The organism is Sorangium sp. So ce834, assembly GCF_051521425.1.
GTDB lineage: Bacteria > Myxococcota_A > Polyangia > Polyangiales > Polyangiaceae > Sorangium > Sorangium cellulosum_D.
In genome coordinates this window covers 11,721,430-11,737,448 of the sequence record NZ_CP150351.1, presented here as the reverse complement: position 1 = coordinate 11,737,448, position 16,019 = coordinate 11,721,430, and the positions used below count along the sequence as shown (strand labels likewise).

The 16,019-nt window shown below is 71.7% G+C and carries 10 protein-coding genes; 3 read left to right on the top strand and 7 right to left on the bottom strand.

The window, feature by feature from the left end; all coding sequences use genetic code 11:
• Positions 1-69 precede the first annotated feature (69 nt).
• Complete coding sequence (locus tag WMF20_RS43165; protein ID WP_437607560.1) at positions 70-939, top strand: hypothetical protein; 870 nt, start codon at positions 70-72, stop codon at positions 937-939.
• A 257-nt stretch (positions 940-1,196) separates the two neighbouring features.
• Here the strand turns inward: WMF20_RS43165 and WMF20_RS43160 are convergent, their stop codons facing one another.
• From WMF20_RS43160 to WMF20_RS43140, 5 genes are all read right to left on the bottom strand, one after another.
• On the bottom strand, positions 1,197-1,952 hold the full coding sequence (locus WMF20_RS43160; protein ID WP_437607559.1) for an Hsp20/alpha crystallin family protein: 756 nt from the start codon (positions 1,950-1,952) through the stop codon (positions 1,197-1,199).
• A 261-nt stretch (positions 1,953-2,213) separates the two neighbouring features.
• Positions 2,214-2,591: a response regulator gene (locus WMF20_RS43155; protein ID WP_437607558.1), complete on the bottom strand. Its 378-nt coding sequence runs from the start codon at positions 2,589-2,591 to the stop codon at positions 2,214-2,216.
• Positions 2,588-8,020 (bottom strand): AAA family ATPase, encoded by a 5,433-nt coding sequence (locus WMF20_RS43150; RefSeq protein WP_437607557.1) that lies wholly within the window; start codon positions 8,018-8,020, stop codon positions 2,588-2,590. Before WMF20_RS43150 ends, WMF20_RS43155 begins: the two co-directional genes overlap by 4 nt.
• A 428-nt stretch (positions 8,021-8,448) precedes the next feature.
• Positions 8,449-9,543, bottom strand: coding sequence for a type VI secretion system protein (locus tag WMF20_RS43145; protein ID WP_437607556.1), 1,095 nt, complete (start codon positions 9,541-9,543; stop codon positions 8,449-8,451).
• Positions 9,544-9,547: 4 nt separating this feature from the next.
• Positions 9,548-10,189 (bottom strand): DotU family type IV/VI secretion system protein, encoded by a 642-nt coding sequence (locus tag WMF20_RS43140; protein WP_437607555.1) that lies wholly within the window; start codon positions 10,187-10,189, stop codon positions 9,548-9,550.
• A 288-nt stretch (positions 10,190-10,477) separates the two neighbouring features.
• On the opposite strand from WMF20_RS43140, the gene eno reads away from it, so the two are divergent.
• Complete coding sequence (gene eno, locus WMF20_RS43135; protein ID WP_129579702.1) at positions 10,478-11,773, top strand: phosphopyruvate hydratase; 1,296 nt, start codon at positions 10,478-10,480, stop codon at positions 11,771-11,773.
• 181 nt (positions 11,774-11,954) lie between these two features.
• On the opposite strand, the gene WMF20_RS43130 is transcribed toward eno, so the two are convergent.
• The gene (locus tag WMF20_RS43130; RefSeq protein ID WP_437607552.1) at positions 11,955-12,428 is read right to left on the bottom strand and encodes an RNA recognition motif domain-containing protein; all 474 of its coding nucleotides are present in this window, start codon (positions 12,426-12,428) and stop codon (positions 11,955-11,957) included.
• Between the two features lie 440 nt (positions 12,429-12,868).
• Between WMF20_RS43130 and WMF20_RS43125 the strand changes: the two genes are divergently transcribed.
• Entirely contained in the window at positions 12,869-14,845 is a 1,977-nt protein-coding gene (locus WMF20_RS43125) for a TolB family protein (RefSeq protein ID WP_437607551.1), read from the top strand.
• 40 nt (positions 14,846-14,885) lie between these two features.
• On the opposite strand, the gene WMF20_RS43120 is transcribed toward WMF20_RS43125, so the two are convergent.
• Positions 14,886-16,001, bottom strand: coding sequence for a S8 family serine peptidase (locus tag WMF20_RS43120; RefSeq protein WP_237244624.1), 1,116 nt, complete (start codon positions 15,999-16,001; stop codon positions 14,886-14,888).
• Positions 16,002-16,019: the final 18 nt, after the last annotated feature.

Genomic DNA, 16,019 nt, shown 5'->3' with positions numbered 1-16,019 from the left:
TCGCGCCGCATGAGCGAGACACGCCTCTTGAAAATCGAACATGCCTGTAACCATCCGAGAGATGCTCCAATGCCCTCAATCACCCATGAAGCCCTGGTGGAGCTGTTCAAGAACCGGCCGACGCTGGCCGCCGAGATGCTCCAGGACGCGCTCGGACAGCCGATTCCGACCTTCACGGAGGCGCGCATCGAGTCCTCCAATCTTGCCGAGATCGTGCCCTCGGACCGCCGGGCCGATCTGGTCGTCGTGCTCGTGGGCGAGCAGCAGCGGCCCGCGCTCGCGATCGTGGTCGAGGTGCAGCTCGGCACGGACCCGGACAAGCCGTACGTCTGGCTCGTGTACCTCGCCCAGACGAGGGCCCGGCACCGCTGTCCGACCCGGCTGCTGGTCGTGACGACCGACCCGGCGATGGCCCGCTGGTCCTCGCGGCCGATCGACACGGGCCACCCCGGCCTGATGCTGACGCCGCTGGTGCTCGGGCCGCAGGGCGTCCCGGTCGTCACGGACGCCGAGCAGGCGAAGACAGCGCCCGAGGTGGTCGTGCTCTCCGCGATGGCGCATGGGCAGGGCGAGGCGGGGGAAGCGATCGGCGTGGCGTTCCTGGCGGCGGCTGCCGGGCTCGATGAGGAGCGCCGTGCCGTGTACGGAGACCTGGTGCTATCCTCGCTGAACATGGCGGCGAGGCGGACGTTGGAGGCGATGATGAAGAACAATTACGAGTTCCAGAGTGAGTTCGCGCGCAGCTACGTGGCGAAGGGGGAGATCAAGGCCAAGGCGCAGGACGTCGTCACCTTCCTCGAGGCCCGCGGGCTGGAGGTCCCGGCCGAGGTGCGGGAGCGCATCCTCGCGAGCACCGACCTCGCCGAGCTCGACCGCTGGATCCGCCGCGCCGCCGTCGTCAGCGACGCCCGTGAGCTCCTCGCCGCGGACGGCTCCTGAGCGCACCCCCGCACTGCCGAGCCCCCGGAGCCCGGCGTCAAGCGTAGCTCAGTCGCCGGCAACCTGCCCCTGAACGATCGCACCAGACTTCCTCCTGGCGATCTCCTCCAGCCTCCGCACTCCTCCCCGGCCCTCGTCACAGCCAACAAAACGAAGAGGGGCGGCTCGCCGCCGCCCCCCTCGAATCAAGCTGGCTCAGCTCGGCCGATTCGCCTTCCAGCCCGGCTCAGCTCGGCCGATTCGCCTTCCAGCCCGGCTCAGCTCGGCCGATTCGCCTTCTCCTTCTCGGACGCCGCGGGGCCGCCGCCCGCGGTCGCCCCCTGCCCGCCGGCCATCTGCGCCGCGGACGCGCCGCCGCTCTTGATCTGCACGGTGCGGCCGCGCTGCTGCGGCAGCTTCAGGCAGACCTCGAGGACGCCGTTCTCGAACCTCGCGTCCACGTCGTCGGGCTGCACGCCCTGGGGCAGCGGGATGGAGCGCATGAACGAGCCATAGCTGCGCTCGCTGTAGCTCACGCCCTCGCGCTGCTCCTGCTGCTCCTGCCGGCGCTCGCCCTCGATGATCAGGGCGTCGTCGTGGAGCTCCACCCGGATGTCGTCCTTCGTCACGCCCGGGAGATCGGCCTTCACGACGAGCTGACCGTCGCGCTCGCCCACCTCGATGTGCGGAGACCAGAGGCCGCCGCCGGATGACGAGAGGCCCCGGCCGCCGCCCTGCTCGGCAAGCGAACGAGACTGCCTGAACGGCGACAGCACCCCGCCGATGCCGAAGTCCTCGAACATGCGATCCATGTCCTCCATCATCCGGCGCATCACCGTGAACGGGCTGAAGACCCCGCCCGCCCCGCCGTACCGCTCAAGCTGACCGGCGCCTTGCTGGCGCTGCAGCCCGGCGGACTGACCGCCGGCACCCAGAGAGGAAGTCTCACCCGTCGCCTGGCTGCTGGGCTTGCCCTGCTGCGACCTGGCCACAGGGACGTCCTGACCCGCTTGCTGACGCTGCTGTTCCGCCATGGGAACCTCCTTTCAACGAGGAGTCATTGCAAATATAATGCCTCATCGCCCTCGCGAAAGGGCGCACCGACGCAAAGGCCCCTGTCGTGCGAGGTCACATGGCCGAGGACGCGCCGTCGCAAAGAGCCACCAAGAGCCCGCCTGCGGGGAGCGTATCCCGCGCACCGGCGCTGGATCGGCGCGCCGCGGGCGGCCGCACACGGCGCTAGGGATGCGCGGCGCGCCCGCTCGCGCCAGGCGCCGCCGCGCAGGGGGACCCGGCTATCGCCACCGCCTGGCGATCTCCACGAAACGGTGGAGGCTGTACGGCTTCTGCAGCACCGGACGGCTGAGATCGGACTCGCGCAGCCCTGCCTTCCCGTACCCCGTCACGAAGACGAACGGGATGCCCCGTTCCATCAGGATGTCGGCCACGGCATAGACTTTCTCTCCGGCGATGTTGATGTCCAGGCTCGCCCCATCCAGCTCCGCCTCGCGGGCCAGGCGGATCGCGTCCTTCATGCTCAACGCCGGGCCGATCACCACGCAGCCGAGGTCGGTCAAGACATCTTCCAGGGACGAGGCGATCATCGGCTCGTCCTCGACGATGAGGACGCGCAGCCCCTCCAGCTCGCGCGGGCCCTCGGGATCCGGGATCATGACGCGGCCACGCGCTCCAGCGGAAGATGCATCGCGCAGCGCACGCCCTCGGGCAGGAAGTCGAGGCGCACTTCCCTGGCGAGCTGGCGCGCGAGATCGCGCTCGATCAGGCGCGACCCGAAGCCCCTGCGGCGCGGCGGCCGTACCTGCGGCCCGCCCGTCTCCCGCCATTCGAGCCGGAGCAGCGGCTCGCGCCCGTCCGCGCTCACGTCCCAGGCGACCTCGACGCGGCCGGACGGCTGCGACAGCGCCCCGTACTTGGCCGCGTTGGTCGCCAGCTCGTGGATGGCCATGCCGAGCGTCACCGCCGCCTCGGGGCGGAGGCGCACGTGCTCGCCGATCACATGAACCCGATCGGCGTCGCAGTCGGCGTGCGGCGCCAGCTCGGCGCACACGATGTCGCGGAGGCTCGCGCCCTGCCAGGAGGTCTGGTTGAGCAGGTTGTGGGTCTGAGACAGCGCCAGGAGCCGCGCGAGGAACGCCTCCGTGAACGCCCTGGGCGAGTCCGCCATGCGGAGCGTCTGCGCGGCGATCGCCTGCACGATCGCCAGCGTGTTCTTCACCCGATGGTTCAGCTCATTCAAAAGGAGCCTCTGGCGCTCCTCCGCCTGCTTGCGCTCGCTCACGTCAAGGACGAACGCCACCCCCTGGTCGTCCGATCCCTCGAACCGCGCGCCGCCGACCAGCACGGGCACGCGGCTGCCGTCCCTCCGGTAGAACTCCTTCTCGAAAGGCCGGAATTGGCCGGTCAGGGCGATCTCGTCGAGCGCCCGTTCGGTCACTTCATGGGACTCCCGCGGCGTGCTCTTCGTCCAGTAGATCTTCTCCGAGGCGAGCTCCTCCCGGCTGTAGCCCATCATGGACAGAAAGGCGTCGTTCGCGTCGAGGACCCTGCCGTCGAGGTCCCAGATGGCGATCCCGATGATGTTGGCGTCCACGAGGCGCCGGATCCGCGCCTCCCGCTCGCGCAGCGCCAGCTCCACCCGCTTGCGCTCGCTGTTCTCGCGCTGGAGCTCGGTATAGAGGCGCGCGTTCTCCAGCGAGATGGCGGACTGGGAGGCCAGGAGCTCCAGCATCGCGATGCGATCGGCGGTGAAGGCGCGCGGGGTCAGGTTGTTCTCGAGGTAGAGCACGCCCACGAGCGTGCCCTGCTTCACCAGGGAGAGGCAGAGCACCGAGCGGGGTCGCCGCTCGCGCACGTAGGCGTCCTCCGAGAACTGGTTGGGCGCGGCGGCGTCGTCCAGGATCACGCTCTCCCGGGAGCGGATCGCGTAGTGGAGCAAGGAGATGGGGAGATCGGCCGGGGTGACGGGCGACTGCCGGAGGGTGACCTCCACCCGGCCGCGCCGGGTGACGACCTCGGCCTCGACGTCGTGCTCGGCGCCGCGGGGGCGGATCAGGAGGCCTCGCTCGGCGCCCGCGTGCTCGACCACGATCGTCAGCAGGGTCTCGATGAGCCGATCGAGGATCAGCTCGCCCGAGACCGCCTGCGACGCCTTGAGCACGGTGATCAGGTCGAGCCTCGCGTGCGGCGCGTCGAACGGCGGAGCAGGCCCGGTCGCGGCCTGCATGCGCATCGCCTCCGGCCGGAGCGCGTGCGGAAAGTCCCTCTCGAGGCGCCGCATCGCGCGCGCGGCGCCCCAGCGACCATAGAGGCGGTGCGCCTCGGTCATGTAGGCACACGCGACGAAGGTCCTGCCCAGATCGAGGTAATGGCGGGCGCAGAGCTCGTTGGCGAGCGCCGCGTCATGCAGGAACTGGCCCTCCCGCGCGGCCATGATCCCCTGATCGTACAGGGCGCCCGCGCCCTCGCGCCGCTCGCTCCGGGCGAGCTCGGCCTGCAGGATCAAGGCGCGGTGACGGTGGCTCTCGGGCCCGAGGGCCGCCCAGGACTCCACCTTGCGCGCGCACTCCCGGAGCCTCGCGAGGTAGGCCTCCCTGAGCGCCGGGGCGGCGGTCCCGGCGGCGCGCGAGGAGGCCAGTCCGCCATAGAAGTAATAACAAGGGCTCGCGTGCCACGCGGCGAGCATCCCGAGGCTGCCGGGGTCGGCCCTGCCCCAGAGCGCCGCCACCTCTTCGTACGCGCCCTCGAAGATGCCGGCGATGACCTCGAAGACGTTCAGGAAATAGAGCGACGCCCGGTTGTCGATGCGGCGGGCCTCCTCGGCGACCGCGCCGATGTCGACCCACGCCCCCCGCCTCCAGTCGCCCCCGGCCGGCGCGCCCAGGTGCTCGCTGAGCTGCGCGACGGCCCCGACCATCCACGTGATCGTGTTGAACTCGTCGAGCCTGCAGAGCGGCGCGTGCAGCCTCGCCTCCTCGAGGACGTCGTGGAGGTGCGCCCCGCGGAGCAGGGCGTTCACGCTCGCGTTGCACGCGTTGTAGAAGGCCCAGATGTACTGCCCTGTCTCGATGCCGGCGTGGATGCCCTTGCGCAGCGACGCCTTCGAGCGCTCGTAGCTGTCCATCCAGTGCTGGACCCACGCCCCCCACATGTTGCACAGCATGGATTCGGACTTCGCGTCCGGGCAGCGCTCGTTCAGGCGGACCGCCGCCCGCCCGAACGCGTAGCCCTTCTCGATGTCGAGCCCGGCGCACAGGAACGTCCCGAAATTCACGTAGGCGTAGATCGAGCTCTTCGAGATGCCGTGCCTGAGCGAGCCCTGGAGCGCCTTCATCACCGTGATGCCGAAGTTGTTCGTGCCGAGCTGGTAGGTCGGCGAGAACATCTCCTGAAGGAGGTCCTGGAGGGCGGCGATCTCGGGGTCGTCCAGCGCGGGCAGGTCGACGAGGGACGCGATGGGGCGATCGCCGATGATCGCGAGGGTCCGCGCGAGCTCGGCGGCGAGCGCGCCGTCGTCCGGGTAGGGCGGCAGGTGGATGTCGTAGGCGCGCAGCGCGGCGAGCCCCTCGTCCATGGCGGCGGGCAGATCGTTCTTCAGGATCTCGACCTTCATCTTCAGGCGCCGCACCTCCGTCTTGTGGCGGCGCCCCTTCGCCTCGTCGAAGGTGCCCGTGAGCGTCGCGAGGGCGTCGTCGTGCCGCCCGCACAGCGACTCCAAGAGGCCCTTCTTCGTGTGATAGAGGAACGCGAGCTCGTAGTCGGAGGTCCACGCGTCTCCAGGCAGCATGGCCATGCCGTGCTCCAGGTACTTCAGCGCCGCGGTGAAGGCCGCCGACTCCTCGGCTCGCGCCGCGGCCTGGAGGTTGAGCCGGGCCGCCTCCATGCGCTCCTCCGGGTCCTTCATCAGATCGCCCGCGCTGTTCAGGTGATCGACGACGTCGAACAGGTCGTGCCCCCTGTCCGAGCGCAGCTTGCCGAGCAGGAGCCTCCCGATCCGGTAGTGGAACGCCGGCCTGTCGCGCTCCGGGATCAGCGAATACGCGGCCTCCTGGATCTTGTCGTGCGCGAAGCGAGCCTGCCCGTTCGCGCTCACGATCAGGCCCTCGCCGAGGGCGTGGTCGAGGCTCGCGTACGTCTCCTCGGGGGCGCGCTCGCTGACGGTGTTCAGGACGTCCAGCTCGAACGTGTTGCCGATCGCCGAGGCCAGCCGGAGCACTTGCTGCGTCGCCGGCGGCAGGCGCCGGATCGTCTCCGCCATCAGGCAGAGGACGTTGTCGGTGCACCCGAGCCGCTCGATCTGCCGTAGATCCCAGCACCAGCCCCTCGCCGGATCGAAGACCAGCGCCTTCGCGTCGTAGAGGTGCCGCATGAACTGCTTCACGAAGAATGGATTGCCTCCGGTCTTCTTCAGGACCGCGGCCGCGAGCGCGCCCCCGCCGCCGGTCTGGAGGCTGTCGCGCACGAGCTCGGTCAGGTGGCCCAGCCCGAGGGGCGCGAGGACGATGCGCCGCACCCCGAGGCCGCCCCTCTCGAGCTCCTCCAGCGCGACGAGGACGGGGTGGGCCGGGCTCACCTCGTTGTCGCGGTAAGCGCCGCAGAAGAAGAGCGACTCCACGCTGTCGTTCGCGAGGATGCTCGAGATCAAGCCGAGGCTGGCCGAGTCCACCCACTGCAAATCGTCGAGGAACACGGCCAGCGGGTGGGCGTGCCGGGCGAACACGGAGACGAAGTTCTGGAAGTAGAGGATGAAGCGGTGCTGGGCCTCGACCGGGCCGAGCGCGGGGACGGGCGGCTGCTCGCCGAGGATGTGCTTCAAGGACGGGAGCACGTCGCAGAGGACCTGACCGTTGCTCCCCAGCGCCTCGAGGATGGCGCCGCGCCACGCCGCGATCCGCTCCTCGCTCTCGGAGAGGAGCTGCTTGATGAGCCCGTCGAACGCGTGGATGATGGCGCTGTAGGGCCTGTCGCGGTTGTACTGATCGTACTTCCCGCTGATGTAATAGCCCTTCTCGCGCGCCAGCGGCCTCAGGATCTCCTGGACGAGCGACGACTTGCCGATGCCCGAATAGCCCGAGACGAGGACGATCGTGCGCTTGCCCCGGAGCACGTCGTCGAACGCGTCGATGAGCGCCCGGATGTCCCCCTCGCGGCCGTAGAGCTTCTGGTGGAGCCGGAAGAGGTCTCTCCTGTCGTGCTGGCCGGGGCTGAACGCCCCCGCAAGACCGCTGCTCCGCAATCGCGATCGGAGCTCTTCCAGATCGGCCTTCAGCCCCTCGGCGCACTGGTAGCGATCTTCGGCGTTCTTGCTGAGGAGCTTCATCGCGATGGCCGAGAGCGCGTCGGGCGCCGCCGGGCTCATCTCCGACGGCGGCGCGGGCGCCACCGCGATGTGGGCGTGCATCAGCTCGAGCGGGTCCGCCGCCTCGAACGGCCGCCGCCCGGTGAGCATCTCGTAGAGCACGACGCCCAGCGAGTACATGTCGGTGCGGTAGTCCACGCTGCGGTTCATTCGGCCGGTCTGCTCGGGCGACGTGTAAGGGAGCACCTCCGTGAGGACGTGGCGGGAATAGATCTCCTCCTTCTCGCGCGTCACGAGGGTGTCCACGCCGAAGCCGGTGAGCTTCACCTGGCCGCCCTCTCCGAGCAGGATGTTCGGGGGCCGCACGTCGCCGTGGATGAGGCCGTGACGGTGGATGTCGGCCAGCCCTTCTGCCACGGGGATCACGGCGTCGAGCACCGCGGAGACGTCGAGCTCGCCTGTCGCCGCGGACAGCCGCGTCGAGGACAGCGGGGCGCCCGGGAAATACTCGGTGAAGAGCAGCAGGCCGTCTCCGTGCTCCTCGACGGCGTGCACCTTGAGGACCCTCGCCGAGTCGATGCGCTGGATGACGCGATAGGCGTGTTTGAAGCGGAGGATGTCGCCGATACGCGTGTAATCGGCGTAGAGCATTTTCATCGCCACCTCGAGCCCGTCGGCGTCGCGGCGGGCCCGGTACATCGCCGAGCCCACGCCCTCGCCGATCTTCGCGGTGACGTGATGCCCCCGGATACGGGTCGCGCCTGGCTGGATCGGGAGGTGCGTCATCGCGCTGCCCTCGCGCCCGTTGCCCCGGTCCCGCCCGGGCAGCGCCGCGCACGGAGCCTCGCGCCGCCGAGCCGCGCGCCGCGAGGCGAGCGCCCTGAGCGGCACATCGATTCCGCAGGCGAGACACGCCCCCCCATCGCGTGCGTATGCGCCTTCCCGACGCCCTGTCAACCGGGCGTACGGCGCCGGCGGCGCCGCGCCGGGCGGCGCTGCGCCGCCGCAGGCGCGGCGCGGAGACGGGGGCGGTCGCCTCGGAGGAGGCGAGGCGCGGCGGCCGCCCCGGTGGTGGCCTAATTGGCCCCGGAGTGATTCACATGAAGGCGGGAAGACGGGAAGATCATTGAGCTTTCTTCCCGCCTTCCCGCCTTCATGTTCAAATTAGGCCACCACCGCCGCCCCGCCGATCACCCTCCTCCGCGCCGCAGGCGTCACCCCACGAGCCGCAGGATCAGCTCCGTCAGGCCCGCCGCGAGCAGCAGGAGCAGCCCACCCACGAAGCCGATCAGCGTGAACCGGTCGTCCCGCCACCGCGGCCGGAGCGGCACGATGTCCCGCTCCGGCAGCACGACCACCCTCATGGTCGCGTGGATCGGCAGCCCCCCGGGCCGCGGCGCGACCGCCACGTGCGGCGGCTGCGCCAGCCCCATGTTGATGAACCGCGTCACCCCCGCGCGGAGCCGGTCCCCCATGCCGGGCAGCGCGCTGCCTATCGCCACCGCGCGCAGCCACGGCGCGCGCTCGAACGCGTTCTCCATGGCGAGCGCCCCGAACAGCTGCCGCAGCCGCGCCATCAGCGCCCGCACCTCGGCCAGGTGCTGGAACGCCCGCATCCGCGCGTCGGGCGGATCCTCCGAGCTCACCCGCGCCAGGCAGGTCGACTCCAGCCGCGCGTTCAGCCCCTCGAGCTCCTGGAGGATCCGCGGGACCGCGGTGCCCGGGCCCGCCTCGAGCGGGAGCGTGAAGCCCCAGGGCTCCTCGCGCCCGCGCTCGGGCGTCCACTGGAACACCTCGGCGAAGCCCCACAGCGTGTCGTAGCGCGACAGCACCACGTAGGCCGGCACGTCGGCGCGCAGCGCGCGCCCGACCTCGAGGAGGTACGCGCGCATCCGGTTCGCGTATGCCTCGACCCCCTGCTCGTCGAGCTCGGCGAAGTCCGCGATGCTCAGGACGAGGAGGATGCCGTCGATCGGCTCGCGCTTCCGCGAGCGGCGCAGCTCGTCGCAGAGCTGCGCGAGCTCGGCCGGCTCCCGCCGCGGGCCGAGCACCGACGCCTCGGGCTCGATGAAGAGCGCCTCCTTCGCCAGCCAGTACGAGCACCGCGCCCCGGGCACGCCGATCTGGAGCGGGGCGCCGCCCGGGGGCCAGGTGAGGTTCATCGAGCGGATCACCGTGGAGCGGCCCGAGCCCGGCTCGCCGAGCACGAGGTAGCAGGGGACCGCGTAGATCCCCTGGTCGCTGTCCGGGTTGGCCTGCTCGACCAGCGCGTGGACGCTCGCCAGCTCGTAGACGAAGGAGCCGCTCATCCGATCATCCGACCTTTTGCGCGATCGTCCACCCGAGCGCGACCGCGCCGCCGATCGCGACGAGCGCCGCCAGGGCGCGCCCGACCAGCGCGGATTGCCACAGCGGCAGGTTGGGGAGGTGCTGCGCGTCCACGCCGTCCACGCGCGCCGCCCGGAGCACCCCGCCGCTCCAGTCGCGGTCCGGATCCACGCCGAGCTTCAGCGAGAGATCGCGGCGGATCCGCAGGAGGTCGTCGGCGCTCTGCCCGGGCAGCCCGTAGCGGCCGCGGAAGCCGAGGCCGAGCACGCAGGCGTAGGTCGCCATCACCGGCAGCGGGCCGCTCCGGACGCGCGCCAGCCGCTCGAAGAGCTCGACGCCCGCGTTGTTGGTCATCCACCGCGACGCCTGGAGCGGGCGCTGGGCCCAGACCGGCCGGAGGTCCGGCAGCGACATCGCGAGCTCGTCCGCGAAGGCGGCGATCGCGAACATGCCGTCGTCGACCGAGGCGATCGGCATCTCCTGCGCGAGCTTGGACCCCTTGAGCTCCTCGAGCAGCAGGTTCGCTTGCCGCAGCACGTGATCGGCCGGCGGCCGCCGCGGGGATTGGCGGAGCATGCAGAGCCAGAGGAGCATCTCCTCACCGAAGACGCCGATGGAGGTTTCCACGCGGCCGCGAGCTTACGCCAGGCGCGCGTGGCGCGTCGACCCGGGCGCGCGTGCGCGTCCGCGCGCCCGGGTCGACGCGGCGAGCGCCCGCTCCGTCCAGGCGCGTGTCGGCTCCGCGTCAGCCGCGCGGCGCGCCCTGCCGGGTCGTCGGCGCGCCGGCCCGCCGGGCGCCGCGGGTGCACCGGAGCGTCGACATCCGGGGAGGGCCGTGCCTATGCTCCCGCCGCTTCTCGAGCCCCCTTCGAGAGCTGCCGGGGTCGCGCGGAAGCGGTCCCTTGAGGAGAGGTCATGTCGGAGATCCAGAGCGTCATCGCGCGCGAAGTCATCGATTCGCGCGGCAACCCCACCGTCGAAGCCGAGGTCACCACGCTGAGCGGCACCGGCCGCGCGGCCGTGCCGAGCGGCGCGTCGACCGGCGAGCACGAGGCCGTCGAACTCAGGGACGGCGACAAGAAGCGCTACCTCGGCAAGGGCGTGCTCACCGCGGTGAAGAACATCGAGACCGTCCTCGGTCCGGCCATCCTCGGGATGGATGCGCTCGATCAGGCCGAGCTCGACCAGGTGCTCATCAAGGCGGACGGCTCCGCGAACAAGTCGAAGCTCGGGGCCAACGCGATCCTCGCCGTCTCGATGGCCGCCGCCCGCGCCGCCGCGGACACGGTCGACCTACCGCTCTGGCGCTACCTCGGCGGCGCCGCGGCGCGCGTCCTGCCGACGCCGCTCATGAACATCCTGAACGGCGGCGTGCACGCCGACAACGGCCTCGAGATCCAGGAGTTCATGATCGTCCCCTACGGCGCCGAGTCGTTCTCCGAGGCGCTGCGCACGGGCGCCGAGATCTTCCACACCCTGAAGGGGCTGCTCAAGAAGGACGGCATGGTCACGGCCGTCGGCGACGAGGGCGGCTTCGCCCCGCGCCTCGCGTCGAACCGGTCGGCGCTCGAGTACGTCGTGCGCGCCATCGAGGCCGCCGGCCACCGCCCGGGCGAGGACGTCGGCGTCGCGCTCGACTCGGCGCTCAGCGAGTTCTACGACGCGAAGACCGAGCGGTACACCTTCGACAAGCAGCAGAAGACCCGCGAGGAGATCGTCTCCATCTACGAGGAGCTCTCCAAGGCGTTCCCGATCGTGTCGATCGAGGACGGCGTCGCGGAGAACGACGAGAAGGGCTGGCGGCTGCTCACGGAGCGGCTCGGCAAGAAGGTCCAGCTCGTCGGCGACGACCTGTTCGTGACGAACCCCGCGCGCCTCGCGAAGGGCATCGAGGACGGCCTCGCCAACGCCATCCTCATCAAGCTGAACCAGATCGGCACGGTCACCGAGACGCTCGAGTGCATCCGCCAGGCGGCCGAGGGCGGCTACCGGTCGATCATCTCGCACCGCTCGGGCGAGACCGAGGACACGTTCATCGCCGATCTCGCGGTCGCGACGAACGCGGGCCAGATCAAGACCGGCTCGGCGTCCCGCTCGGATCGCGTCGCGAAGTACAACCAGCTGCTCCGGATCTCGTACGCGCTCGGCGACGGCCAGATCTTCGCCGGCCGCAAGCCGTTCCGCCGCCCCGCGGCGCAGCGCGCCAGCTAGAGCGCAGGGCGGCGCGGCGCGAGACCGCCGCGCTGCCGGGTCGGGTCGCCTCCGCCCTGGAGAGCGCCACGATGAAAGCGGGAAGGCGGGAAGATCGTTGACCTTTCTTCCTGCCTTCCCGCCTTCGTGTCCCCCGCCGATCACCCTGGCGCAGCGCCAGGGGGGCTCGACCTCGCTGCGGTTACCAGCGGTCGCGCCCGCCGCCGCCGCGGCCGCCGCGGCCGCCGCCGCCGCCACCACGGCCCCCGCCGCCGCCGCCGCGGAAGCCGCCGCCGCCGCCGCCGCCCCCGCCGCCGGGGCCGCCGGTGCGCTCGCGCGCCTCGTTGACCGTCAGGGTGCGGCCGTCGAGGTCCTTGCCGTGCAGCGCGTTGATGGCCGCCTGCGCCTGGGCATCGCTCACCTCGACGAAGCCGAACCCGCGGGACTGCCCGGTCATCCGGTCCGTCATCAACTGAATCGACAGAACCTCGACGCCGGCCGTCTCGAAGGCGTTGCGCAGGTTGTCTTCCGTCGAATGGAACGCCAGGTTCCCCACATAAAGCCGCTTGCTCATGTCTGCCGCCAATCCCGTCGCACGATCCCCGCTTCCCTCGCGGACGGCCCGGATCGTGCCGCGGGCCGCACGCGAAAACGCTCCCCGACGATCGACCGTCACCCCACGTTCAGAAGAGGCAACCACGTTGCAGCAGGCGGCCGGATCAGAGGTCGAGGACGAACGAGCCTTGAGGCGCCTCGAAGCTACCGGCCGGCGGCGGGGTACGCAAGGTATTCCCCCACGTTGGCCGCGTCTGCCTGGTCATGCTCGCGCGCGGGCGCGCTCGATGGCGGCCCGCGGCCGGCGATGACGCCCGCCGCCGGCGGTGACGCGCGCGGCCGGCGATGGCGCCTGCGCGCCCGAGGACGGCGCGGGCGCGCTCGATGACGGCGCGCGGGCATCGCCGCCCGCGCCGGCGCCCTCGCGCGGCGATCGTCGATGCAACGCGGACGAACGGCGCTCCGGCTCTTCCTCGTACCGTCCGTGCTCGAGGGCTCGGCGAGCGCCTGCAGCCGGGCATGGTAGCCTGCCCGATCGATGCTCAACCTGGAGATCGGACCATGAGATCGCGCGCGTTTTCCGCGAGGGCAGGCTCGCGCACGGGGCATCGAGCGACGCTCCTCCTCGCCGTCGCGACGGCGATCGCGGCGTCCGGGGCGGCGTGCTCCTCGGGCGACGGCGCGTCGGCGAGCGGCGCGCCGGGCGGCGGCCCGTCGGCGAGCGGCGCGCAGGGCGGCGGCGGCTCCTCGAGCAGCGGCGCGGTGGAGGGGCTCGTCGCGCTGCGCGTCGAGCCGGGCGCCACCTCGGTCGAGCTCGCCTACCGCAAGACCGCTTCGGCGCAGCTCAGGGCCGTCGGCCGCTTCCAGGACGGCGCCGAGCGCGACGTCACCGCGCTGGTGACCTGGGCCGCCGACGACCTCTTCGCCCACGTGAACGAAGGCCAGCTCACGACCAGCTCCCCCGGCCGCGTCCGGGTGACCGCCGCGGACGGCTCCCTCAGGGCGAGCGCCGACGTCACCGTGAAGCTCGCCGGCGAGGTCGCGCTGCCGGGCGCTCCCCCTGGGGCGAGCGCCGCGCTCGGCGGCATCCCGGAGGCGGCGAACGCCCCCGCGATCGCCTACCCCCTCGACGGCGCGCTCTTCCCCTCCAACATCGGCACGGTCGAGCTCCAGCTCAGCAAGGGCAGCGCCGGGCAGCGCGTCGGACGGATAGAAATATTCGGTGATTTCATCAACTTACGCATCATCGGCGCCTGCGAGCCGATCGCGGACACGGGCGGGTGCGCGATGGCGCTGCCGGCGGAGATGGTCCCGATGCTCGTGCGCACGAGCGAGGGCGAGGCGATGGAGACGCGCGTCCGCCTCGCCGCGGAGGACGGGAGCGAGCTCGGGGTGAGCGCGGCGATCGACGTCCGGTGGGCGAGCGCGGCGCTCTCGGGCGGCCTGTACTACTGGCGCACCGACGGCACCTCGCTCCAGTCGGCCGCCATCTACCGCTACGATCTCGACGACGCGGCGAGCCCGCCCGAGCTGTTCTGGGAGAACGAGCAGTCGCCGCCGCTGGCGAACGGGCAGGAGATGCCGTGCATGGGGTGCCACGCCCTCGCGCAGGCCGGCGACAAGATGGCGCTCACGTTCGGCGGCAGCGGCCCGTCCTCGTTCGCGCTGGTGGACGTCGCGACCGCGGACATCATCGCGCTTCGCAACACCGACCCGGACGGGTTCGCGACGATGACCACCTTCTCGCCGGACGGCGAGCTCATGGTCAACGCCTTCCGCGGCGCGCTCACGCTCCGCCGCGCCAACGAGACGCTCGAGGCGTTCGGCGACCTGTTCGGCGAGGTGGGCGAGCGGCTGACGCAGCCGTTCTGGTCGCCGGACGGCAAGCACCTCGCGTTCGTCGCGTGGCGGCCGGGGGAGAACGGCGCGGGCCCCGAGCTCTACGGCGACACGGTGAGGGGCGCGCAGATCCTGATCGCCGCCTCGGACGGGGAGGGCGAGTTCGACGCGCCGCGCGTGCTCGTGCCGCGCGAGCAGGGCCGGACCCATTACTACCCCGCCATCTCCGATGACGGCGCCTGGGTGGTGTTCAACACGTCGAGCTGCGACGGGCCTCCGGGCAACGGGGCTGCCGGCAACGACCCGTGCGACGCCTATGACGACAACTCCGCGCGGCTCCAGCTGATCCCGGTCGAGGGGGGCGCGCCGGTCGACCTCGCGCGGGCGAACGGCGACGACACCTGGGCGAGCTCGTGGCCCCGCTTCGGGCCGGGCCACGACATCTACCGCGGCAGGAACATCTACTGGGTCGCGTTCTCGTCGCGGCGCCCTTACGGCCTGCGCCTGCCCGGGTCGACCGACGGCACGACAAAGCCGCAGCTCTGGTTCGCGGCCGTGACGCTCGCGCCGGGCGGGGCGGTCGAGGGCGACCCGAGCTTCGCGCCGGTCTGGATGCCCCAGCAGAACGACGACATGGCGGATCCGACGGGGAACCACATCCCGCAGTGGGCCGAGAAGGCGCTCCCCGTGCCGCGGTGAGGGCGGCCCGGGCGGGGCAAGCCTCGGCGCCGGGCCCGGCTCAGGCGGCGCGCGCCGCGGCCACGGCCGCGCGGGGCTGCACGACGCCCCAGCCCTGCCGCTCGAGCGGGATGCCGGGCAGCCCGCGCGCGGTCTTCATCAGGATGCGCCGGCACTGCTGCGGGGAGAGGCGCGGGTTCGCCTCCAGCATCTGCGCCACGACGCTGCTCACGATCGGCGCGGCGAAGCTCGTCCCGTCCACGTGCTTGTAGTGGCCGGAGAGCACCTTCTGGTCGCGCAGCTTGGCGGCCGCGAGCTGCCGCACGAGGTACGGCTCGCGCCCGGCGACGGCGTCGAGGTCCGGATCGACGCTCGCGTGCTCGACGAGCAGCCCGGGCAGCTCCTCGTCCCGCGCGCCGTCGAGCAGCGACAGGAGCTGCGCCTGCGCCGCGGTCGGCGTCCCGGGCAGGATGGGCGCCGCCAGCCAGATCGCCGGGGCGATGATCTCGGGCTTCTGCAGCCCGTCGAGGGTGAGCCCGTACGACGAGTGGTAATGCCACGTCTGCTCCCCGGCGCCGCCGTCGTCGAGACCCCCGACCGCGATGACGCTCGGCGCGCTGGCCGGCGGAAGGACGTTGTGCGCGGCGTCGTGCCCGGCGTTGCCCGCGGCCGCCACGACCACGATGCCGTGGCGGGTCGCGTCGTCGGCCGCGCGCGACAGGCCGCCGGTCAGGTACGACTCCTCGTAATCGCCGCCGCACGAGATGTTGAGCACGCGAATCCGGTGCTGCTCGCGGTGGGCGATCACCCACTCGATGCCCCTGCGGATGTCGTCGTGGACGATGCGGTGCGCGGAGCCGACCTTGACCAGCACGACGTTCGCCTCCCAGGCGAGCCCGCGGAAGCGCCCCCCCGAGAGCGCGCCGTTCCCGGCGGCGACCACCGAGGTCATCATGCCGTGCCACGACGAGACGTCGGGGCGCTCGAGCGCGGAGAGGTCCGCGTCGGGGGCGAAGAGATCGTGGTAGGCGAGGATGCGGCTGCGCGGCGTGACGAGGTCCGGGTGGGCGTAAAAGCCGGAGTCGAGGAAGGCGATGGTCACATCCCGGCCTGCATAGCCGGGCTCCGCGTGGAGCCGGTCCGCGATGGGCAGGATGCGCCGGTGGTCGAGCGACATCGGCGCCATGCTAGGACA

Excerpts from the sequence above, each read along its gene's own strand:
- WMF20_RS43165 (WP_437607560.1), top strand. The coding sequence starts at position 70 with ATGCCCTCAATCACCCATGAAGCCCTGGTGGAGCTGTTCAAGAACCGG.
- WMF20_RS43160 (WP_437607559.1), bottom strand. The coding sequence starts at position 1,952 with ATGGCGGAACAGCAGCGTCAGCAAGCGGGTCAGGACGTCCCTGTGGCC.
- WMF20_RS43155 (WP_437607558.1), bottom strand. The coding sequence starts at position 2,591 with ATGATCCCGGATCCCGAGGGCCCGCGCGAGCTGGAGGGGCTGCGCGTC.
- WMF20_RS43150 (WP_437607557.1), bottom strand. The coding sequence starts at position 8,020 with ATGACGCACCTCCCGATCCAGCCAGGCGCGACCCGTATCCGGGGGCAT.
- WMF20_RS43145 (WP_437607556.1), bottom strand. The coding sequence starts at position 9,543 with ATGAGCGGCTCCTTCGTCTACGAGCTGGCGAGCGTCCACGCGCTGGTC.
- eno (WP_129579702.1), top strand. The coding sequence starts at position 10,478 with ATGTCGGAGATCCAGAGCGTCATCGCGCGCGAAGTCATCGATTCGCGC.
- WMF20_RS43125 (WP_437607551.1), top strand. The coding sequence starts at position 12,869 with ATGAGATCGCGCGCGTTTTCCGCGAGGGCAGGCTCGCGCACGGGGCAT.
- WMF20_RS43120 (WP_237244624.1), bottom strand. The coding sequence starts at position 16,001 with ATGTCGCTCGACCACCGGCGCATCCTGCCCATCGCGGACCGGCTCCAC.